General features: G+C 72.8%; 15 protein-coding genes. 11 read left to right on the plus strand and 4 right to left on the minus strand.

The genetic code is table 11. From position 1 onward, the window contains the following. The first annotated feature begins 105 nt into the window (after window positions 1-105). The 5 genes from IE237_RS00600 (at window position 106) to glgB (ending at window position 9,042) form a co-directional block, all read left to right on the plus strand. Window positions 106-1,047: an SDR family oxidoreductase gene (locus IE237_RS00600; protein ID WP_189799792.1), complete on the plus strand. Its 942-nt coding sequence runs from the start codon at window positions 106-108 to the stop codon at window positions 1,045-1,047. A gap of 326 nt (window positions 1,048-1,373) precedes the next feature. After that, the gene (locus IE237_RS00605; protein WP_229842173.1) at window positions 1,374-3,359 is read left to right on the plus strand and encodes an alpha-1,4-glucan--maltose-1-phosphate maltosyltransferase; all 1,986 of its coding nucleotides are present in this window, start codon (window positions 1,374-1,376) and stop codon (window positions 3,357-3,359) included. Next, window positions 3,356-5,068, plus strand: a complete 1,713-nt coding sequence (gene treS / locus IE237_RS00610) for a maltose alpha-D-glucosyltransferase (protein ID WP_189799794.1) — start codon at window positions 3,356-3,358, stop codon at window positions 5,066-5,068. The genes IE237_RS00605 and treS overlap by 4 nt, the downstream gene beginning before the upstream one ends. 245 nt (window positions 5,069-5,313) lie before the next feature. Further along, window positions 5,314-6,651 (plus strand): maltokinase N-terminal cap-like domain-containing protein, encoded by a 1,338-nt coding sequence (locus tag IE237_RS00615; RefSeq protein ID WP_189799795.1) that lies wholly within the window; start codon window positions 5,314-5,316, stop codon window positions 6,649-6,651. 156 nt (window positions 6,652-6,807) lie between these two features. Continuing rightward, window positions 6,808-9,042 carry a 1,4-alpha-glucan branching enzyme gene (glgB, locus tag IE237_RS00620; protein WP_189799796.1) on the plus strand — a complete coding sequence of 745 codons (2,235 nt, stop codon included), beginning with the start codon at window positions 6,808-6,810 and terminating at the stop codon, window positions 9,040-9,042. Here the strand turns inward: glgB and IE237_RS00625 are convergent. Both IE237_RS00625 and IE237_RS00630 read right to left on the minus strand, forming a co-directional pair. Then, window positions 9,029-11,311 (minus strand): HelD family protein, encoded by a 2,283-nt coding sequence (locus IE237_RS00625; RefSeq protein WP_189799797.1) that lies wholly within the window; start codon window positions 11,309-11,311, stop codon window positions 9,029-9,031. The genes glgB and IE237_RS00625 overlap by 14 nt on opposite strands. A gap of 156 nt (window positions 11,312-11,467) precedes the next feature. Next, on the minus strand, window positions 11,468-11,992 hold the full coding sequence (locus IE237_RS00630; RefSeq protein WP_189799798.1) for an Lrp/AsnC family transcriptional regulator: 525 nt from the start codon (window positions 11,990-11,992) through the stop codon (window positions 11,468-11,470). 67 nt (window positions 11,993-12,059) lie between these two features. Here IE237_RS00630 and IE237_RS00635 point away from each other — a divergent pair, with 67 nt between their 5' ends. Together IE237_RS00635 and IE237_RS00640 are read left to right on the plus strand one after the other, a co-directional pair. After that, on the plus strand, window positions 12,060-12,956 hold the full coding sequence (locus IE237_RS00635; RefSeq protein WP_189799799.1) for an NAD-dependent epimerase/dehydratase family protein: 897 nt from the start codon (window positions 12,060-12,062) through the stop codon (window positions 12,954-12,956). Next, window positions 12,956-13,837, plus strand: coding sequence for an aldo/keto reductase (locus tag IE237_RS00640; RefSeq protein ID WP_189799800.1), 882 nt, complete (start codon window positions 12,956-12,958; stop codon window positions 13,835-13,837). Before IE237_RS00635 ends, IE237_RS00640 begins: the two co-directional genes overlap by 1 nt. 149 nt (window positions 13,838-13,986) lie before the next feature. Here IE237_RS00640 and IE237_RS00645 read toward each other — a convergent pair whose 3' ends face one another. Then, window positions 13,987-15,396 (minus strand): cation:dicarboxylate symporter family transporter, encoded by a 1,410-nt coding sequence (locus IE237_RS00645; RefSeq protein ID WP_189799801.1) that lies wholly within the window; start codon window positions 15,394-15,396, stop codon window positions 13,987-13,989. A 129-nt stretch (window positions 15,397-15,525) separates the two neighbouring features. Between IE237_RS00645 and IE237_RS00650 the strand changes: the two genes are divergently transcribed. The 4 genes from IE237_RS00650 (at window position 15,526) to IE237_RS00665 (ending at window position 19,400) form a co-directional block, all read left to right on the plus strand. Continuing rightward, window positions 15,526-17,163 (plus strand): sensor histidine kinase, encoded by a 1,638-nt coding sequence (locus IE237_RS00650; RefSeq protein WP_189799802.1) that lies wholly within the window; start codon window positions 15,526-15,528, stop codon window positions 17,161-17,163. Further along, window positions 17,160-17,855, plus strand: a complete 696-nt coding sequence (locus IE237_RS00655) for a response regulator (RefSeq protein ID WP_189799803.1) — start codon at window positions 17,160-17,162, stop codon at window positions 17,853-17,855. Before IE237_RS00650 ends, IE237_RS00655 begins: the two co-directional genes overlap by 4 nt. 165 nt (window positions 17,856-18,020) lie before the next feature. Next, complete coding sequence (locus tag IE237_RS00660; RefSeq protein WP_370468146.1) at window positions 18,021-18,629, plus strand: helix-turn-helix domain-containing protein; 609 nt, start codon at window positions 18,021-18,023, stop codon at window positions 18,627-18,629. 27 nt (window positions 18,630-18,656) lie between these two features. Continuing rightward, window positions 18,657-19,400 carry a tyrosine-protein phosphatase gene (locus tag IE237_RS00665; protein WP_189799805.1) on the plus strand — a complete coding sequence of 248 codons (744 nt, stop codon included), beginning with the start codon at window positions 18,657-18,659 and terminating at the stop codon, window positions 19,398-19,400. A 169-nt stretch (window positions 19,401-19,569) separates the two neighbouring features. On the opposite strand, the gene IE237_RS00670 is transcribed toward IE237_RS00665, so the two are convergent. Continuing rightward, window positions 19,570-20,625, minus strand: coding sequence for a helix-turn-helix domain-containing protein (locus IE237_RS00670; protein ID WP_189799806.1), 1,056 nt, complete (start codon window positions 20,623-20,625; stop codon window positions 19,570-19,572). Between the last annotated feature and the right edge of the window lie 207 nt (window positions 20,626-20,832).

Consider the following 20,832-nt stretch of genomic DNA (forward strand, 5'->3'; position numbering starts at 1 on the left):
ACTTCCGCCCCGGTTTGTTAATTGAACGGCCGAAGCCGTCGCGGCGAGCCTGGAGGGACGCCGTCACGGCAGCGGTGACAGCCTATCGAAGGGCCTCAGACACACATGTCCAGTGAGATTCCGATGCGGGTGGCGGTCGTGGGCGCGACCGGCTTCCAGGGCGGTGCGGTGGCCCGCCTCCTCGCCGAGCGCCACCACCGGGTGCGGACCCTGACCCGGCGCCCCGAGGCGGACCGGCCGCCGCTCCCGGGCGCCTTCTTCCTCGCGGGCGACCTGGGGGTCCCTGGCGATGTGCGGCGGCTCTTCGCGGGGGCCACGCACGCGTTCGTCACGATGCCGCTGGTGTACGACGAGACGCGGGTGGAGGCGTACGCGCGGAACATCGCGGAGGCCGCCCTGGCGGCGGGGACGTCCCGCCTCGTGTTCAACGCCAACACCCGTCTCCCGCTGGGCCCGACGGACGTCGCCGCCTTCGAGACGCGGCGGCTCGCGGAGCGGGTGCTGCGGGACAGCGGGGTGCCGCTGGTGGTGGTCCGGCCGCCGGTGTACCTGGACAACCTGTTCTCGCCGTGGAACGGCCCGGCGCTCGTCGACGACGGCGTCCTCGCCTATCCGCTGCCGGAGTCCGCGCGGACGGCGTGGCTGTCGCACCGGGGTCTCGCGGAGGCGGCCCTCGCGGCGCTCACCCGGGAGGGCCTGGAGGGCCGGACCTTCGACATCGGCGGGGACCGCGCCCTGACGGGCCGCGACCTCGCGGCGGCCTTCGGGCGCGGGCTGGGCCGGGCGGTGCGGTACGAGGAGCTGGATCCGGCCGTGTTCGAGCGGGGCCTGGCGCAGCTGCTCGGCCCGGAGACGGCGGCCGGGGTCGCGGGGATCTACCACTACATGGCGAGCGGCGCCGATCCGCTGCTGATGGCGGACGACGACGGGGTGTCGTCGGAGGTCCTCGGCCTGGAACCGGCCCCGGTGGAGGAGTGGGTGGCCCGCCAGCCCTGGCAGGTGTGGTCGACGGACGCGGAGGAACCGGACGCCTCGCCGCGCCCCTGACTCCGCCCGCAGACCGAGCCCCGCCCCACAGAGGCGGGGCTTCTTTCTTGTCCGGGTCGGGTGCTTGCCGATGTGCCTACGTCCGAGTAGTTAACAAAGCGCCGGATTGCCCACCCGAGAACCGTGGGAAGGCTCCTGCGGTACACCCCCGAACCCGTCCCTCCGTGACCTTCGTTCATCCCTGTTTCATCCCTGTGGACCCGCCATCCGAGTGAACGCGGACAGGAGCCGTCATGCCCGCAACCCGCCGGCCGTCGACGGAGCTAGAAAGAGCGCACCACCACCCGCACCCCCGTAACCCGTCAGGTGATGCTGTGAATCCGCTCATGGGACGCATTCCCGTACTGGACGTACGCCCGCTGGTCGACTGTGGCCGGCGCCCCGCGAAAGCGGTGGCCGGAGAGTCCTTCGAGGTGACGGCGACCGTCTTCCGCGAGGGCCACGACGCGGTCGCCGCCAATGTCGTACTGCGCGGCCCGTCGGGCCGCCCCGGCCCGTGGACCCCGATGCGCGAACTGGCCCCGGGCACCGACCGGTGGGGTGCCGAGGTCACCCCGGACACCGAGGGCCTGTGGACGTACACCGTGGAGGCCTGGAGCGACCCGGTGGCCACCTGGCGCCACACGGCGAGGATCAAGATCCCGGCCGGGATCGACTCCGAACTGGTCCTCGCCGAGGGGGCCGAGCTGCACGAGCGGGCCGCGAAGGGCGTCCCGAAGAAGGGCGGCGGCCGGGAGGCCGTGCTCGGGGCGGCGGACGCGCTGCGCGACGTCTCCCGTCCGGCGGCCGTGCGGCTGGCTGCGGCGCTCGCCCCGCAGGTGGTCGACGCCCTGGACCGGCACCCGCTGCGCGAACTGCTCTCCGCCTCCCCCGCGTTGCCGCTGCAGGTGGAGCGCGAGCGGGCCCTGTTCGGCTCCTGGTACGAGTTCTTCCCGCGCTCGGAGGGCGTGCGGAAGGTGAAGGGCCGTACGGTCCCGGGGAACTTCCGCACCGCGGCCGAACGGCTCCCCGCGGTCGCGGCGATGGGCTTCGACGTGGTCTACCTGCCGCCGGTGCACCCGATCGGCGAGACCCACCGCAAGGGCCCCAACAACTCGCTGTCGGCGTCGCCGAGCGACGTCGGCGTGCCCTGGGCGATCGGCTCGCCGGAGGGCGGGCACGACGCGCTCCACCCGGACCTGGGGACCTTCGAGGACTTCGACGCCTTCGTGGCGCGGGCCCGGGAGCTGCGGCTGGAGATCGCCCTGGACTTCGCGCTCCAGTGTTCCCCGGACCACCCGTGGGTGGAGAAGCACCCGGAGTGGTTCCACCACCGCCCGGACGGTTCGATCGCGTACGCGGAGAACCCGCCGAAGAAGTACCAGGACATCTATCCGATCGCGTTCGACAAGGACATGGACGGGATCGTCGCCGAGACCGTGCGGGTGCTGCGGCACTGGATGGACCACGGGATCCGGATCTTCCGCGTGGACAATCCGCACACCAAGCCGGTGGTGTTCTGGGAGCGCGTGATCGGCGAGATCAACCGGGCGGACCCGGACGTGATCTTCCTGGCGGAGGCGTTCACCCGTCCGGCGATGATGCGGACGCTCGGCGCGATCGGATTCCAGCAGTCGTACACGTACTTCACCTGGCGCAACACCAAGGAGGAGCTGACGGAGTACCTGACCGAGCTGTCCGGGGAAGCGGCCGCGCAGATGCGGCCGAACCTCTTCGTGAACACCCCCGACATCCTGCACGCCTACCTCCAGCGGGGCGGCCGGCCGGCGTTCGAGGCGCGGGCGGTGCTCGCGGCGACCCTCTCGCCGTCCTGGGGCATGTACGCCGGCTACGAGCTGTGCGAGAACACCGCGCTGCGGGACGGCAGCGAGGAGTACCTCGACTCGGAGAAGTACGAACTGCGGCCGAGGGACTGGGAGTCGGCGGAGCGCTCCGGGGCGACGATCACCCCGCTGATCACCGCGCTGAACCGGATCAGGCGCCGCAACCCGGCCCTCCGCCGGCTGCGGAACCTGACCTTCCACGACACCGACAACGCGCAGGTGATCGCGTACTCGAAGCGCTCCGGTTCGAACATCGTTCTGGTGGTCGTCAACCTCGACCCGCACCACACCCAGGAGGCTTCACTCTCGTTGAACATGCCGGAACTCGGCCTCGACTGGCACGAGACCGTGCCGGTGCGCGACGAGCTCACCGGCGAGACCTATCACTGGGGCAGGGCAGCTTACGTGCGCCTGGAACCGGGCGTCACGCCCGCGCACGTACTCGCCCTGCGACCGTCCCCGCAGACCGGAGGGTCACCCACCACATGACTGTCAACGAGCCCGTCCCCGACACCTTCGAGGACACCCCCGCCAAGGACCGCGATCCCGACTGGTTCAAGCGGGCGGTGTTCTACGAGGTCCTCGTCCGCTCCTTCCAGGACAGCAACGGCGACGGCGTCGGCGACCTGAAGGGCATCACGTCCAAACTGGACTACCTCCAGTGGCTGGGCGTGGACTGCCTCTGGCTGCCGCCGTTCTTCAAGTCCCCGCTGCGGGACGGCGGCTACGACGTCGCCGACTACACCTCGGTGCTCCCCGAGTTCGGCGACCTGGCCGACTTCGTGGAGTTCGTCGACGCGGCCCACCAGCGCGGCATGCGCGTGGTCATCGACTTCGTCATGAACCACACCAGCGACCAGCACGAGTGGTTCCAGGAGTCGCGGCGCGACCCGGAGGGCCCGTACGGCGACTACTACGTCTGGGCGGACGACGACAAGCAGTACGCCGACGCCCGGATCATCTTCGTCGACACCGAGTCGTCGAACTGGACCTTCGACCCGGTCCGCAAGCAGTACTACTGGCACCGGTTCTTCTCGCACCAGCCGGACCTCAACTACGAGAACCCGGCGGTGCAGGAGGAGATCCTCTCCGCGCTGAAGTTCTGGCTGGACCTGGGGATCGACGGCTTCCGGCTGGACGCCGTGCCGTACCTGTACCAGCAGGAGGGCACCAACTGCGAGAACCTCCCGGCCACCCACGCCTTCCTCAAGCGGGTGCGCAAGGAGATCGACGACCACTACCCGGACACGGTGCTGCTGGCCGAGGCCAACCAGTGGCCGGAGGACGTCGTCGACTACTTCGGCGACTTCCGCTCGGGCGGCGACGAGTGCCACATGGCCTTCCACTTCCCGGTCATGCCGCGGATCTTCATGGCCGTCCGGCGCGAGTCGCGCTACCCGGTCTCCGAGATCCTGGCCAAGACCCCGGAGATCCCGTCCGGCTGCCAGTGGGGCATCTTCCTCCGCAACCACGACGAGCTCACGCTCGAGATGGTCACGGACGAGGAACGCGACTACATGTACGCCGAGTACGCCAAGGACCCGCGCATGCGGGCCAACATCGGCATCCGGCGGCGGCTCGCCCCGCTCCTCGACAACGACCGCAAGCAGATGGAGCTGTTCACCGCGCTGCTCTTCTCGCTGCCCGGCTCGCCGGTGCTCTACTACGGCGACGAGATCGGCATGGGCGACAACATCTGGCTGGGCGACCGGGACGGGGTGCGGACCCCGATGCAGTGGACCCCCGACCGGAACGCGGGCTTCTCCTCCTGCGACCCGGGACGGCTCTACCTGCCGGCCATCATGGACCCGGTCCACGGCTACCAGGTGACCAACGTCGAGGCAGGGATGGCCTCGCCGTCCTCGCTCCTCCACTGGACGAAGCGGATGATCGAGATCCGTAAGCAGAACCGGGCCTTCGGCACGGGGACGTACACGGAACTCCCGGCCTCCAACCCGGCGGTGCTCGCCTTCCTGCGGGAGACCGCCCCCGAAGAGGGAATGGACGCCGACCTGGTCCTCTGCGTGAACAACTTCTCGCGGTTCGCGCAGCCGACCGAGCTCGACCTGCGCCGCTTCGACGGCACCCGGCCCGTGGAGCTGATCGGCGGGGTGCAGTTCCCGGCCATCGGCCAGCTGCCCTACCTCCTGACCCTTGCGGGACACGGCTTCTACTGGTTCCGTCTCAAGAAGGCCTGAGCGGGAGCCAGTTCCCGCTCGCTCGGGGTGGGACGGTTTCCCCCGTCCCACTCTGGGCACTGTGAACGACACACGATCCACGCCACGATTCAGGTCCATCCGGGCCTTCTTGCCGGGCCCATACGGATCTTCCCCTTCCGACACGTCCCGCACATCCGGACAGTCACAGCCGCAATCCGGGACACTCTGCGCATTTGAACGTATACGAACGCCACTTGCGCGCCCCGGGGAAAGGACGCGATGCCATGCCGGAGACCGCATCCACCACCCGGGCCCCGGACGCCCTCCTTCCGGCCCTCACCCCCCTGCTCCACGAATGGCTGCCGAGACAGCGCTGGTTCGCGGGCAAGGGCCGCCGGGTCACCGGATTCACGCTGGACGCGGCCACCGAGCTGCTGCCCCTGGACGGCGCGGGACCCGGTCTTCTCCATCTGCTCGTACGGGTCGAACAGCCCGGCCGGCCGGCCGGGACGCCCGCCGACTGCTACCAACTCCTCCTGGGCGTACGGACCCAGCTCCCGCCCCGCCTCGCCCCCGCCCTGATCGGGCGGATCCGGCAGGGGCCGCTCGCCGGACGGGCCGTCTACGAAGGGCTGCGCGACCCGCGGCTCGCCGGCCTCCTCTACGAGCGGCTGCGCACCCCGGGCCGGACCGGCCCCCTGCGCTTCCACGCCACGACCCCCCTCCCGCCCGCCCTCGCCCCCCGCATGCTCGACGCCGAACAGTCCAACTCGTCACTGGTCTTCGGAGATTCGTTCATCCTGAAGATCTTCCGAAGGGTCAGCCCGGGGGCCAACCCCGACCTGGAACTCCCCCTCGCCCTCGCCGGAGCCGGCTGCGCCCGCGTCCCGGCACCCGTGGCCTGGTTCGAGTCCGGTGCCTCCACCCTCGGCGTCCTCCAGCCCTATCTGCGGGACTCCCGCGACGGCTGGCGGCTCGCCCTCGACGCGCTCGCCGACGGGAGGGAGTTCACCACGGAGGCCCGGGCCCTCGGCCGCGCGACGGCCGAGGTGCATCTGGCCCTCGCCCGGGCCCTCCCCACCCGGCGCCTCGCCCGGTCCGAGACCGAGCTGCTGGCCGCCGCGATGGACCGCCGGCTGCACGAGGCGGCCCAGGCGGTCCCTGCGCTGCTGCCGCACGTGCCGGGCCTGCGGGCCGTGTTCGCCGCGGCGAGCGGCGGGGCCGCGGTGCAGCGCATCCACGGGGACCTGCACCTCGGGCAGACGCTGCGCGGCTCCGACGGCGGCTGGGCCGTCATCGACTTCGAGGGCGAACCGGCGAAGCCGCTGGACGAACGCCGCAGCCCCCAGCCCACCGTCCGCGACGTCGCCGGGATGCTCCGCTCCTTCGACTACGCGGCCCGCACCCACCGGCCCTGGAACGCCGACTGGGCGGCCCGGTGCCGGGCGGCGTACTGCACGGGCTACGCCGAGGCGGCGGGCGTGGACCCCCGGGCGGACCCGGCGCTCCTGCGGGCCTACGAGACGGACAAGGCGGTCTACGAGGTCGTGTACGAGGCCCGCCACCGTCCGGACTGGCTCCCGGTCCCGATGTCAGCCATCGAACGCCTGTCCACGCCGTGACCCCGACCCGGCCCGTGTGGGCAATCGTCCCGCCGGGCGGGACGGGCGCGGCCCGCAACGGCGCGGCCCGCAACGGGGCCCGTTCGGCCGAGTTTCCCCGCGACCCGCATCACCGTTGCGCATTCGTACCCCCCGTACCCCCCAGGAGGCACCCCCGTGACCGCCCGACCCGCAGGCAAGACGGCCGGCAAGACGCCCCGTAAGGCGCCCCCGCTCGACCCCGGCGACCGGGCCCGGCTGCTCGCCGGGGAGCATCACGATCCGCACGGCGTGCTCGGCGCGCACCCGGTCAGGGGCGGGGTCGTCATCCGGGCCCTCCGCCCCTGGGCGAAGGAGGTGGCCGTCCTCACCAAGGGCAGGCGGATCGAGCTCGACGACGACGGCGACGGGCTCTTCTCGGTGCTCGTCCCGCTGCTCCGCAAGGTGCCCGCGTACGAGCTGCGGGTGCGGTACGACGGGGACGAGCTCGCGGTCCACGACCCGTACCGCTTCCTGCCGTCCCTCGGCGAGCTGGACCTGCACCTGATCGGCGAGGGGAGGCACGAGGAGCTGTGGACGGCGCTCGGCTCCCACCCGATGACGCACGAGGGCGTCGAGGGCACCCGGTTCGCCGTGTGGGCGCCGAACGCGCGCGGGGTGCGGGTCACGGGCGACTTCACGCACTGGGACGGCACGGCCCTGCCGATGCGTTCGCTCGGTTCGACGGGCGTGTGGGAGCTGTTCGTGCCGGGGGTCGGCGAGGGCGCCGTCTACAAGTACGACATCACGCGGCCCGACGGCTCGCACACGGTCCGCGCGGACCCGATGGCCCGGCGTACGGAGTGCCCGCCGAACACCGCGTCGATCGTCACCGCGTCGCACTACACGTGGGACGACGCGGAGTGGATGGAGCGGCGCGGCTCCCGCCCGCCGCACGAGGCGCCGATCTCCGTGTACGAGGTGCATCTGCCGTCCTGGCGGCCGGGGCTGACCTACCGCCAGCTGGCCGAGCAGCTGCCCGCGTACGTCCGTGAGCTGGGCTTCACGCACGTGGAGCTGATGCCGGTCACGGAGCATCCCTTCGGCGGTTCCTGGGGCTACCAGGTCACCGGGTTCTACGCGCCGACGGCCCGCATGGGCACCCCGGACGACTTCAGGTTCCTGGTGGACGCGCTGCACCGGGCGGGGATCGGGGTCCTGATGGACTGGGTCCCGGCGCACTTCCCGAAGGACGACTGGGCGCTGGCCGAGTTCGACGGGCGGCCGCTGTACGAGCACGAGGACCCGCGCCGCTCGCACCATCCCGACTGGGGGACCCTGGAGTTCGACTACGGCCGCAAGGAGGTGCGGAACTTCCTCGTCGCCAACGCCGTGTACTGGTGCCAGGAGTTCCACGTGGACGGGCTGCGGGTGGACGCGGTGGCCTCGATGCTCTACCTCGACTACTCGCGGGAGCACGGCGAGTGGCTGCCGAACGAGTTCGGCGGCCGGGAGAACCTGGACGCGGTGGCGTTCCTGCAGGAGATGAACGCGACGGTGTACCGGCGCTGCCCGGGGATCGTCACCTTCGCCGAGGAGTCCACCGCCTGGGACGGGGTGACGCGGGCGACGGACCAGGTGGGTCCGGGCGGCTTCGGCGGTCTGGGTTTCGGCATGAAGTGGAACATGGGCTGGATGCACGACTCGCTGGAGTACATGCAGAAGGAGCCGGTGCACCGCAAGTACCACCACCACGAGATGACGTTCTCGATGGTGTACGCGTACAGCGAGAACTACATCCTGCCGATCTCGCACGACGAGGTGGTGCACGGCAAGCGGTCCCTGGTGTCGAAGATGCCGGGCGACTGGTGGCAGCAGCGGGCCGACCACCGCGCGTATCTGGGCTTCATGTGGGCGCATCCCGGCAAGCAGCTGCTCTACATGGGGCAGGAGTTCGCGCAGGGGGCGGAGTGGTCGGCGGACCACGGCCCGGACTGGTGGCTGCTCGATCCGGCGTACGGGGCGGAGGCGGACCACCGGGGGGTGCGGGATCTCGTCCGGGACCTGAACACGGTGTACGCGGCGACGCCCTCGCTCTGGGAGCGGGACACCGTTCCGGAGGGTTTCCAGTGGGTGGTGGGGGACGCGGCCGACGACAACGTCTTCGCGTTCCTGCGTTTCGACGCCTTCGGTTCGCCGCTGCTCGCGGTGTCCAACTTCTCGCCGGTGGTGCGGCACGACTACCGGCTCGGGGTCCCGGACACGTGCGCGGCCTGGGCGGAGGTCCTGAACACGGACGCGGCGCGGTACGGCGGCTCGGACGTGGTGGGCACCGACCCGGTGAAGACCGAGTCGGTGCCGTGGCACGGCCGTGACGCGAGCGTGCGGATGACGCTTCCGCCGCTGGCGACGGTCTGGCTCAGGCCCGCGTGACGGCCGGGGTGACGGGGCTCGTGACGGCCGGCGTGACGGTCGGCCTGATCACACCGAGTCGCTGAGTGGCCCGGGTGAGCGCCACGTACAGGTCGTTGACGCCGTGCGTGGCGCCCTCCCGGATGCCGTCGGGGTCGACGACGAGCACCGTGTCGAACTCCAGGCCCTTCGCCTGCCGGGGGTCGAGGAGCACCACCGGGCGCGTGAGGTCGGGCTTCGGGCCGTACGCGGCGCCGGGGAGTGCCGTGATCAGCCCCGGGTGGAGGCCGGGCGGGGCGATCACCGCGATCCGGCCCTCCTCGCGGAGTTCGGCGGCGACCGCGTCGGCGGCCTCCTTCACCGGGTCGTCCGCGGTCCGGTCCCAGGGTTCCACGCCGGTGGAGCGCACCGAGCGGGGCGGTTCGAAGCCGGGGTCGGCGGCGCGGCGCGCCTCGGCGGCGACGGCCATGATCTCGGCGGGCGTGCGGTAGTTGACGCCGAGGCGGACGTGGTCCCAGCGGTCCTCGACGTACGGGCCGAGGATGCTCTCCCAGGTGCCGACGCCGGCCGGGTCGCCGGTCTGGGCGGGGTCGCCGACCAGGGTCATGGAGCGGCTGGGGCTGCGGCGCATGAGGAGCCGCCAGGCCATGGCGGAGAGCTCCTGGGCCTCGTCGACGATGATGTGGCCGAAGGCCCAGGTGCGGTCGGCGGCGGCCCGCTCGGCGGCGGTGCGGTGGTCGGCCTCCTCGTGGCGCTCGGCGAAGCGTTCGGCGTCGATGATGTCGTGGGCGGAGAGGACCTCGGAGGCGTCCTTGTCGAGTTCCTCCTTGTCCTCGAACTCGTAGGTGCGGGAGGCGAAGGAGACGTCGAGGACGCCCTGCGCGTACTGGATCTGCTTCTGGCGTTCGGCCTCCTCGGCGGCGCGGGCGGCGGAGTCGTCCTCGCCGAGGAGTTCGGCGGCCTCGTCGAGCAGCGGTACGTCGGCGGGGGTCCAGGGTCCGCCGTCGCGCCGGATCGCCTCGGCGTCGGCCTCCGTGAGGTGGGTGGGTCCGGCCAGGTATCCGGCGAGGAACTCCCGCGGGGTGAGGCCGGGCCAGAGGGTGTCGATCGCCGCGTGGACCTCGGGGTTGGCGGCGATGCCCTTGGCGAGGAGGGCGATGTCGTCGGGGCCGAGGAAGTTGGGGCCGCCGTAGGGGTCGGCGCCGATGCGGTCGGCGAGCTGTTCGGCGAGCGCGTCGAGGATCCGGAAGACGAAGTAGGGGCGGGCGAGGTTGTGCGGGAGGGCGGTCTCGCGGGCCTTGTGGCGGGCTTCGAGGGCCATGTCCCAGTCGATGACCAGGTCGCCGTCCTCGTGCGGGACGATCAGCGGTTCGCCGCGCTCGGGGACCCGCTGGTGGTCCCGTACGGCCGCGGCGAGGGCGTCGGCCATGGCGGCGGCGCCCTTGACGGCGGCGGCGTGCGGGGTGTCGGTGCCGGTGGCCCGGACGCCGGGGAAGAGTTCGGCGGGGGTGGCGAGGAGGACGCCGGTCTCGCCGAGGGAGGGCAGGACGTTGCCGATGTAGCCGAGGAAGGCGGGGTTGGGGCCGACGATGAGGACGGCCCGCTTGGCGAGCTGCTCGCGGTGCGCGTAGAGGAGGTACGCGGCGCGGTGCAGGGCGACGGCGGTCTTGCCGGTGCCGGGGCCGCCCTCGACGACGAGGACTCCGCGGTGCGGGGAGCGGATGATGGCGTCCTGCTCGGCCTGGATGGTCTGGACGATGTCGTGCATGCGGCCGGTGCGGGCGGCGTCGAGCGCGGCGAGCAGTACTTCGTCGGCGTTCCGGCTCTCGTGGCCGGTGCGGGTGGCGTCGGCGAGGTCGAGGACCTCGTCGTGGAGGGAGACGACCTCGCGGCCCTGGGTGGTGATGTGGCGGCGGCGGGTGAGGCCCATCGGCTCGTACCCGGTGGCGAGGTAGAAGGGGCGGGCGATCTCGGCGCGCCAGTCGACGACGAGCGGGGTGCGGTTCGGGTCGTCCTCGCGGATGCCGAGCCGGCCGATGTGGTGGTCGCGGCCGTCCTGGAAGACGAGCCGGCCGAAGCAGAGTCCGCTCTCCCCCGCGTTGAGCGCGGAGAGCAGCCCGGACTGCTCGGCGACCATCACGTCCCGTTCGAGGCGGCCCTGGCTGCTGCCGACCCCGGGGGTGCGCAGCGCCTGCTCGACGGCGGCTTCGGCCTGGTCCCTGAGGTCGTCGAGTCGTGCGTAGAGATCGGCGATGAATTGCTGCTCATTCCGAAATTCCTCGGTTGACAATTCGACTCCCGGCGCGATACAGTGCGTTTATTGAACTTCTCCGCGTCTGGAGCATGTCCGGACACGGAATCCATAAATATACGCGAAACAATGCCCCGACTGTCCATTCTAGTCGGGGCATTTCTGTGTGCCCTGTGGAGCGCGTGCCCCGCGGAGTCAGTGCGAGGCGGGCGGCAGCAGGGGTTTGCGGACCACCGGGGAGGACAGCACGATCGAGGTCGTGGTCCTGCCGAGGGCCGAGGTCTGCTCCAGGATCTCCTCCAGGTGGATCGTGTCGGTGACCGCGACCTTCAGGATCCAGCAGTCCTCGCCGACCACGTGGTGCACCTCCAGGATCTCGGGGCGCGCGGTGAGCTCCAGGGTGCGCGGGTGCTTCAGGGTGTAGCCGCCGTGCGGGTTCACGCGGATGAAGGCCTGGATGCCGTAGCCGAGCAGGGCCGGTGCGACGTGCGCGCCGTAGCCGGTGACCGCCCCGCCCGCCTCCAGGCGGCGGACGCGCCCGGTCACGGCCGCGGGGCTGAGCCGGACGCGCCGGCCGAGCTCGCTGAGTTTGATGCGGCCGTCGGTCTGCAGGAGGTCCAGGATCTGCCGGTCGATCGGGTCGAAGGCGGTCGCCGAGGTTTCGTCGGTGGCGGCGCGCGAATGCCGTGGTTCCTTCGGCGGGACGGCCTGCACTCCCATGTTTCCCCCTTCAATCGGCGAGCGCACAACGTAACACTTGACCCCGGAAGCAAGGGAGTTGAGGTTCATGGACATTCTGGTCATCGGCGGCAACCGCTATTTCGGAAAGCGGCTCATCACGCTCCTCCGGGAATCCGGGCACCGCGTCACGGTGCTCAACCGGGGTTCTTCCGCCGCCCCGGAGGGAATCGAGCGGCTGATCGCCGACCGCGACGACGAGAAGGCGCTCACGTCCGCCCTCGCGGGCCGCTCCTTCGACGTCGTCGTGGACCAGGTCTGCTACACCCCGCGCCAGGCCGAGATCGCCCGGCGGGTGTTCGCGACGCGCACCCGGCGCTATGTGATGACCTCCACCGTGGAGGTGTACGAGTACGAGGACTCGGCCGTGCCGGTCGCCGAGTCGGCCCTCGACCTGGCCGCCGTGACCGTCGACACGGGCCTGCCGTGGGGGGACCCGGAGTTCCTCGACGCGCACTACGGCGAGGGGAAGCGGCAGGCCGAGGCGGTCTTCGCGGCCGGGTCCCCGTTCGCCTGGGCCTCGGTCCGGGTGGCCCATGTGCTCGGTGGCGCCGACGACTTCACCGGACGTCTCGACCACTACGCGCGGCGCATCCGCGCGGGCGAACCGATCTCCGTGCCGGTGGTGAACCACCCGGCGACCTATGTGTACGTCGAGGAGATCGCCGCCTTCCTCGCCTGGGCGGTCGGCGCGGACTTCACCGGGCCGGTGAACGCGCACTCCCACGGCCCGCTCACCACCGCCGACCTCTGCGCGGAGATCGAGAAGCTGGTCGGCGGCCGGACCGTCTTCCGGGAGGTGGAGGTCGGCGAGGTCTCGCCGTTCTCCTTCGCCCGCTCGTACGGCATGGACAACTCCCGTGCGACCGCCCTCGGTTACTCCTTCACCGACTCCGGCGAGTGGCTCGCGCGGGCGGTCTCCGAGACGGTGGGGGTGGAGCGCTGATGGGCTACCGGATGCTGGGGGACGTACGGGTCGGGGCCGTCGGCCTGGGCACGATGCCGCTCTCCATCGAGGGCCGGCCCGACGGGGCGCGGGCCGTCGCCACCGTGCACGCGGCCCTGGACGCGGGGGTGACCCTCCTCGACACCGCCGACTCCTACCACCCGCCGGGCGGCGCGCCGGGCGAGGGCGAGCTCCTCGTGGCGCGGGCCCTCGCCTCGTACGGCGGCGGCACGGACGGCGTGCTCGTGGCGACGAAGGGCGGCCGGGGGCGCACGGCCGACGGCGGCTGGACCGTCGACGGCCGGCCCGGGCACCTGCGGCGGGCGGCGGAGGGCTCGGCGCGGCGGCTCGGCGTCGAGGCGATCGGCCTGTACCAGCTGCACAAGCCGGACCCGGCCGTCCCGTACGCCGAATCCCTCGGCGCGGTACGGGAGCTGCTGGACGCGGGCACGGTCCGGCTGGCGGGGATCTCCAACGTGGACGCCGCGCAGATCCTGCTGGCCCGGGAGATCCTCGGCGACCGGCTGGTCTCCGTGCAGAACCGCTACTCGCCGGCGGTGCGGGACAGCGAGGCCGAGCTGCGGCTCTGCGCGGAGCTCGGCCTCGCCTTCCTGCCGTGGAGTCCGCTGGGCGGGATCTCGCGGAGCTCCCTGGACGGGACGTCCGCCCAGGAGGCGGACCCGGAGTTCGGGGCCTTCCACCGGGTCGCGCGGGCCCGCGGGGTCAGCCCGCAGCGGGTGGCCCTCGCCTGGCTGCTGGCCCGCTCGGCGACGGTGCTCCCGATCCCGGGGGCGAGCCGGCCGGAGACGGTGCGGGACTCGGCGGGTGCCGCGTCGCTGACGCTCTCGCGGGAGGAACTGGCGGAACTGGACGGCCGCTGAGAGCGAGGGCGGCCCCGCGTCGACAGCGAGGAGGGCGGCCCCGGCCGCTGCCGGTGCCGCCCTCCTCCCGAGGCCCGGATCCGGCTCAAGGCCCGGGACTCGGGGTCCTTCCCGCCCTCGCGGGGCGGGTCGTGTGCCGCGCTCCCGGGTCAGACGCCCGCGCGGGCCTTCTCCTCGCCCTCCTCGGCGCGCTGGTCCGGCACCGGTGCCGAGGCGTGGTCGTCGACCAGGGTCTTCTCGTCGAAGGGGACCCGGCCGGCGAGGACCTCCTCGACCCGCGCCCGGTCGATCTCCTTGGTCCACGTGCCGACGAGCACCGTCGCGACCGCGTTGCCCGCGAAGTTGGTGAGGGCGCGCGCCTCGCTCATGAAGCGGTCGATGCCGACGATCAGGCCCACCCCGTCGACCAGCTCGGGCCGGTGCGACTGGAGGCCGCCCGCGAGGGTGGCGAGCCCGGCGCCGGTGACGCCCGCGGCACCCTTCGAGGCGATGATCATGAAGACGAGGAGCGAGATCTGCTCGCCGATCGAGAGCGGGTCGCCCATCGCCTCGGCGGTGAAGAGCGAGGCCATCGTCAGGTAGATCGCGGTGCCGTCGAGGTTGAAGGAGTAGCCGGTCGGCACGGTGATGCCGACGACCGGCTTGCTGACGCCCAGGTGCTCCATCTTCGCGATGAGCCGGGGCAGCGCGGACTCCGAGGAGGAGGTGGACAGGATCAGCAGGAACTCGCGGCCCAGGTACTTCAGGAGGGACCAGATGTTGATCCCGGCGACCAGCCGCAGGAGCGCGCCGAGGACCACGAAGACGAAGAGCCCGCAGGTCAGGTAGAAGCCGATCATGATGACGGCGAGGGACTTGAGCGCGGCGGCGCCGGTCGCCCCGACGACGGCCGCGATCGCGCCGAACGCGCCGACCGGAGCGGCCCACATGATCATGCCGAGGATGCGGAAGACGAGCCGCTGGATGTGGCCGATGCCGCGCAGGACGGGCTCCCCGGCGGAGCCCATGGCCTGGAGCGCGAAGCCGGCGAGGAGCGCGACGAGGAGCGTCTGGAGGACCTCGCCCTCGGTGAAGGCGGAGACGAGGGTGGTCGGGATGATCCCGAGCAGGAAGTCCGGGGTCGACTCGCTCGCGCCCTCGGCCTGCTTGGCGCCGGCCTCGGCGATCTCCTTGGTGAGGTGGAGCCCGGAGCCGGGCTCCAGGAGGTTGCCGACGAGCAGACCGATCGCGAGTGCGACGGTCGACATCACGAGGAAGTAGCCGAGGGCGAGGCCGCCGACGGCGCCGACCTTCGCGGCCTTCCGGACCGAGCCGACGCCGAGCACGATCGTGCAGAAGATGATCGGCGAGATCATCATCTTGATCAGATTGACGAAGCCGGTGCCCAGCGGCTTGAGCTCGACGGCGACCCCCGGCGCCAGGAACCCGACCGTGATGCCGAGCAGTACGGCGCCGATGACGGCCAGATACAGATAGTGCGTACGGTCCCGGCGTGCGGCCACGGGGTCCTCCTCGTGCTGATGGGTGTCCACGTCCCGGTGGACTCCGCGACTATCCATCAGGCTGTGACCCGGGTCACGGTTACGTACGTTTCGTTCACGACCGAAACGACCGACCCCCCGGTGGAGAAGGGCACGATTCGGGAACGCGGTGCCGCCCCGCCCGTTCCCACGTGCACACTTACCCGCATGCGTCTCCCGCTCCCCCGCCCCCGCAGCCTGGCCGGCCAGCTCTTCGCGATGCAGGTCGTGCTCGTGGCCGTCGTCGTGGCGGGGTGCGCGGTCTTCGCGTACGTCACGGACCGGGCACAGGCCGAGGAGACCGCGCGGCGCCAGGCCACGGCGACCGCCGCCGCCGTCGCCGACTCCCCGTCCGTGGTCGCCGCCGCCCGCTCCGCCGACCCGACGGCCGCCCTCCAGCCGTACGCGGAGTCGCTGCGCCGCCACGCGGGCGTCGCCTTCGTGGTGATCATGGCCCCGGACGGCACCCGCTGGACGCATCCCGAGCCGGCGCAGATCGGCCGCACGTACCTCGGCCACATCGAGGAGGCGCGGCGGGGCCGCCTCTACTCGGAGACCCACCTGGGCGTCCTCGGCCCCTCCGTGCGGACGGTGGCACCGGTCTTCGACGGCGACCGGGTCGTCGCCCTGGTCAGTGCGGGCATCACGATCGACAAGATCAGTGAGCAGGTACGCGAGCAGGTGACCGCCCTGCTCGGCATGGCGGGCGTGGCGCTCGCGCTCGGCGGAGCGGGGACGTACGTCGTGAACGCGCGCCTCCGCCGCCACACGCACGGCATGAACGCCACCGAACTGAGCCGGATGCACGACTACCACGAGGCCGCGCTGCACGCGGTGCGGGAAGGCCTCGTGATGCTCGACGGACGGCGGCGCATCGCCCTCATCAACGACGGCGCGCGGGAGCTCCTCGGCCTGGACGGGGCGGTCGTCGGCCGCCCGGCCGCGGAGCTCGGCCTGCCCGCCTCGCTGACCGGCGCGCTGCTCTCCTCGGAGCCGCGCGTCGACGAGACGCACCTGACGGCCGACCGGGTCCTCGTGGTCAGCACCCGCCCGGTGGTGGGCGGGGAGCGGCGCGGCACCGTCGTCACCCTCAGGGACCGCACCGAACTCCAGGCGCTCTCGGGCGAGCTGGACTCCGAGCGGGGCTTCACGGAGGCGCTCCGTTCCCAGGCCCACGAGGCGGCGAACCGGCTGCACACGGTCGTGTCGCTGATCGAGATGGGCCGGGTGGCCGAGGCCGTGGAGTTCGCGACGGCGGAGCTGGAACTCGCCCAGGCGCTCACGGACCGGGTCGTCGACGCCGTCGGCGAACCGGTCCTCGCGGCGCTGCTGCTCGGCAAGGCGGCGCAGGCCAACGAGCGGGGTGTGGAGCTGGTCCTCACCGAGGACAGCCGCATCGACGACGGCCGGGTCCCGGCGGCGCTGCCCTCCCGGGATCTGGTGACGATCCTGGGCAACCTCATCGACAACGCGGTGGAGGCGGCCGGCGGGACGCCGCACGCGCGCGTGACGGTCACCGTCGCGGCACGCGCGGGCGACGGCGAACTGCTGCTCCGGGTCGGCGACAGCGGCCCCGGTGTCCGTGCCGCCGACCGGGAGGCGGTCCTCGGGCGCGGCTGGTCCACCCGGGGTCCCGGCCGCGGCCTCGGCCTCGCCCTGGTGGGCCAGGCGGTCGCGCGGGCCTCGGGCACGCTGGACCTGGCGGAGGCGGAGGAGGGCGGCGCGCAGTTCACCGTGCGGCTGCCGCTGCCGAGGGACGGCGGGGCCCCGGGTGCCGTCGGCACGGAGAAGGAGGTGACCGCGTGAGCAGGAGCCCCCTCCGGGTCCTCGTCGTCGAGGACGACCCCGTCGCGGCCGACGCCCACGCGCTCTACGCGGGGCGCGTGGAGGGCTTCGGTGTCGTCGGGGTCGCCCACTCGCGGGCCGCGGCCGTGCGGATCCTCGACCGGACGCCGGTCGATCTGATCCTGCTCGACCTCTACCTGCCCGACGGCCACGGACTGCAGCTGCTGCGGGCCCTGCGCGCCGCCGGGCACTCCGCCGACGTCATCGCCGTGACCTCCGCCCGCGACCTGGCGGTCGTCCGGGAGGGCGTGTCCCTCGGCGTCGTCCAGTACGTCCTGAAGCCGTTCACCTTCGCCACGCTGCGGGACCGGCTCGTCCGGTACGCCGAGTTCCGGGCGGCCGCCGGGGAGGCCTCCGGCCAGGACGAGGTGGACCGGGCCCTCTCCGCGCTCCGGGCCCCGCACCCGGCCACGCTCCCCAAGGGGCTGAGCGCCCCGACGCTCGAAGCGGTCACCCGTACCCTGCGCGCCACCCCGGCGGGGCTCACGGCCGCCGAGGCCGGCGCGGCCGTCGGGATCTCCCGGATCACCGCGCGCCGTTACCTGGAGCACCTGGTCACGGAGGGCCGGGCCGTGCGCGCCCCGCAGTACGGTCAGATCGGGCGGCCGGAGCTCCAGTACCGCTGGCTCGACGGCCCGGCGCGCGGGCACTGAGCACCCGCGCGGTTACCGATCGGTTCCCATGTTCCTACGACGAAGCACGTTTGGGGGAACGCACCGTAGCCAGCCGTCACTTCTTGTACCTAGCGTGGCCGGGTGCACCAACCCTCCCCACCCTTCGACGCCCAGGCCGCGCGCCGGCTCCGCGAGGCCCTCGGCATGGCCCCCGGGCACGTCGCCTACGGCCTGCGGGCGCAGTACGGCATCCTCGTCGAGCCCGAGATCGTGGTCGCCTGGGAACGCGGCACGGCGGTCCCGGGCGAGCAGCAGCTCACCGCCCTCGCGGGCGTCCTGTGGTGCTCCCCCTCGGACCTGATCGCCGCCGCGTCCACCCTGCGGGAGCACCGGGTGGCGCGCGGGCTCTCCGCCGAGGAGCTCGCCCGGCGGGTGGGCGTGTCGGCCTCCGCGTACCAGCGGATGGAGGACGAGGGCCGCTGGCGCGGCACCGAACGCCAGACGGCCGCCCTCGCCGAGGTGCTCGGCCTGGGGCCGCGCGAGCTGATCACCGCGACCGGCGGCGACGAGGCACTCGCCGAGCTGCTGCGCGACGCGGCGACCACCCGCTGGCAGGCGTACGTGAAACCGGCGGTGAAGATGATGCCGCTGCCCAAGCGGGTCGTGGAGTCCGCGCTCCAGCGGCTCCACACCGAGTACCACGCGCGGATGGTGGCGACCAGCAGCTGGGGCGCCTCCGCGGCGACCGGCGACGAGGGGCGCGCCTACCTCGGGGAGATCACCGCGCACTTCTGGGCGGCGGTCGGACCGTGACGGCGGAACGGCCCGTAGATTGGCGCCGTGAGACGACACATACCCTTCGAACGACTCCACAACTTCCGTGATCTGGGCGGCTATCGGACCGCCGACGGCGGGACCGTGCGGTGGGAGACCCTCTACCGCTCCGACTCCCTCGGCAAGCTCGCGGACGCCGGCCCGGCCGACCTGGAGCGCTTCCGCGCGCTCGGCGTGGGCACGGTGATCGACCTGCGCTATCCGTGGGAGATCGCCGGCAGGGGCCGCCTGCCGGAGACCGAGGAGGTCTCCTGGCACAACCTCTCCATCGAGCACCGCCCCTACGACCAGGAGGCGATCGACCCGGCCCTCGACCCCTGGCGCTACCTCGCCGACCGGTTCGCCGAGGTCGCCGAGGACGGGGCGGAGGAGCTCCGCGCGGCCCTGGAGCTGATCGCCGCCTCCGAGGGGCCGCTCGTCTTCCACTGCGCCTCGGGGAAGGACCGTACGGGTCTGCTCGCGGCCGTCGTCCTCGCCCTCCTGGACGTCCCGGACGAGGAGATCCTCGCGGACTTCGCGCTCACCGAGCTGGCCACGGAGCGGCTGATCGGCGACTGGCGGGCCGCGCACCCCGGCCGGGAGCCGCGCTGGCCGGGCTACGGCCGGGCGCCCGCCGACATCATCCGGCTGTTCCTCGCGGATCTGCGCGAGCGGTACGGATCGGTGTACGGGTACGTCACCGGTCACGTCGGGCTCGACCCGGCCGTGGTGACGGCGCTCAGGGCCCGTCTCGTGGAGGCCCCCCGGTAGCCTCCGTGAACGCCTCGCGGGGCCGCCGGGGTCAGTGGGATCCCGGCGGACCGAGGGCGCGTCGGCGGCCGTGACGGGCGCCGGCGCGGATGCCGAACTGCCATGGCCCGCCTCGGTGTTCGCGCGGACCGCGCTCGCCGCCGTGCGCCGATCTTCGCCCCGTCCCCCGTCAGTCCCGCCGGTCGAAGTCGAAGAGCTGGCCCGCCGCGTCCGGCGCGCAGGGCGCCTGGGCGAGCCGTGCCCAGGCGGCCGAGCGGTCGCCGACGACGGTGACGCAGCTGCCGGGGGTCGCGGAGTCCACCGGGACGATCCGGTAGCCCTCGACGGGAGTGCCGTACGCCTCCAGGGCGAAGGACTCGACCCGGGTCGGGTCGCCGCACTCCGAGTCCTCGTACGCGGCGTCGGGTATCCGGCCGCCGGAGGGTATGCCGGAGCAGCCGGGGCCGAAGTCGGGGTGGTCCGAGACGATCCTCCACCGGCCGCCGCCCACCTCCGCCAGCGAGTAGCGCGGGACGCCCTCGGCGGCGCACGGCAGCTGATGTATCTGGCCGGTGCGGGCGCCGCGCCGCTCGCCCAGGCAGAACTCGGTGCCGGTCACCCGGATGCGGACGTCCCCGGCGGCGGGTGCGGTGGGGGTACGGGGCGGATGCCCGGCGTGCCCGTCCTTCAGGAAGGCGACGACGCTGATGCCGGCGAGGACGAGCCCGGCGAGCGCGACCGCCGCGACGAGGCCGCGCCGTATCCGCGACCGGGGCCCGGGCCGGGCCGGGCCCGCACCCCCGCCGGGGCCCTCGGCGGCCCCGGGCCAGGCGGGCGCCGGCCCGGGACCCTCGCCGGGACCCTCGCCGGGGTCGGCGCCCGGGTCCTCGGTACGGTCGGCGAAGGTGTCCTCGGCCCCGCCCCCGCCCGCGGCTTCCGCCGGGCCGGGCCCGTACACCCCCCGTACCGCGAGTTCCTTCCGTACCGTCTGCCAGTCCGCCAGCTCGCCCGGTGCGACCCCGCACGCGCGGACGAAGGCGGTGAGGAGCTCCTCGCGGGGCAGGGTCGGGCGGGACAGCATGTTCGCCACCGTCGAGCGGGGCAGGACGTCGCCGCGGGCCTCCGCGTGGGCCGACAGCTCGCGGTAGGTCAGGCCCGACCAGTCCTTGAGGGCCTGGAGGCACGCGAGGAACTCGGCGGCGCTCCGTGCCTCCCGTGGATCAGGAGCGTGCTCCCCCGGCGTCATCCGCGCCTCCCCCTTCGGCCGGACAGCGTTGGGACATGTCCGGGACAGGCCCCAAGCCTTGTTGATCGCGCGCCGTGGCTCAAGAGTGGAATTCGGCATTTCCGGGGGTGATGCCGTGCACGCCGAGTGGCCCCGACCGTCCACGGGGGGACGGTCGGGGCCACTCGGACCGTTCGGGTCCCGGAAGGAATCCGGGAGAGGCGGGGG

The sequence above is a fragment of the Streptomyces tanashiensis genome (genome assembly GCF_014648895.1).
In the GTDB taxonomy this organism is placed as follows: domain Bacteria; phylum Actinomycetota; class Actinomycetes; order Streptomycetales; family Streptomycetaceae; genus Streptomyces; species Streptomyces tanashiensis.

Coding starts and splice junctions, on each gene's coding strand:
- IE237_RS00600 (WP_189799792.1), top strand. CDS start 106: ATGTCCAGTGAGATTCCGATGCGGGTGGCGGTCGTGGGCGCGACCGGC.
- IE237_RS00605 (WP_229842173.1), top strand. CDS start 1,374: ATGGGACGCATTCCCGTACTGGACGTACGCCCGCTGGTCGACTGTGGC.
- treS (WP_189799794.1), top strand. CDS start 3,356: ATGACTGTCAACGAGCCCGTCCCCGACACCTTCGAGGACACCCCCGCC.
- IE237_RS00615 (WP_189799795.1), top strand. CDS start 5,314: ATGCCGGAGACCGCATCCACCACCCGGGCCCCGGACGCCCTCCTTCCG.
- IE237_RS00630 (WP_189799798.1), bottom strand. CDS start 11,992: ATGGGAGTGCAGGCCGTCCCGCCGAAGGAACCACGGCATTCGCGCGCC.
- IE237_RS00635 (WP_189799799.1), top strand. CDS start 12,060: ATGGACATTCTGGTCATCGGCGGCAACCGCTATTTCGGAAAGCGGCTC.
- IE237_RS00640 (WP_189799800.1), top strand. CDS start 12,956: ATGGGCTACCGGATGCTGGGGGACGTACGGGTCGGGGCCGTCGGCCTG.
- IE237_RS00645 (WP_189799801.1), bottom strand. CDS start 15,396: ATGGATAGTCGCGGAGTCCACCGGGACGTGGACACCCATCAGCACGAG.
- IE237_RS00650 (WP_189799802.1), top strand. CDS start 15,526: ATGCGTCTCCCGCTCCCCCGCCCCCGCAGCCTGGCCGGCCAGCTCTTC.
- IE237_RS00660 (WP_370468146.1), top strand. CDS start 18,021: ATGGCCCCCGGGCACGTCGCCTACGGCCTGCGGGCGCAGTACGGCATC.
- IE237_RS00670 (WP_189799806.1), bottom strand. CDS start 20,625: ATGACGCCGGGGGAGCACGCTCCTGATCCACGGGAGGCACGGAGCGCC.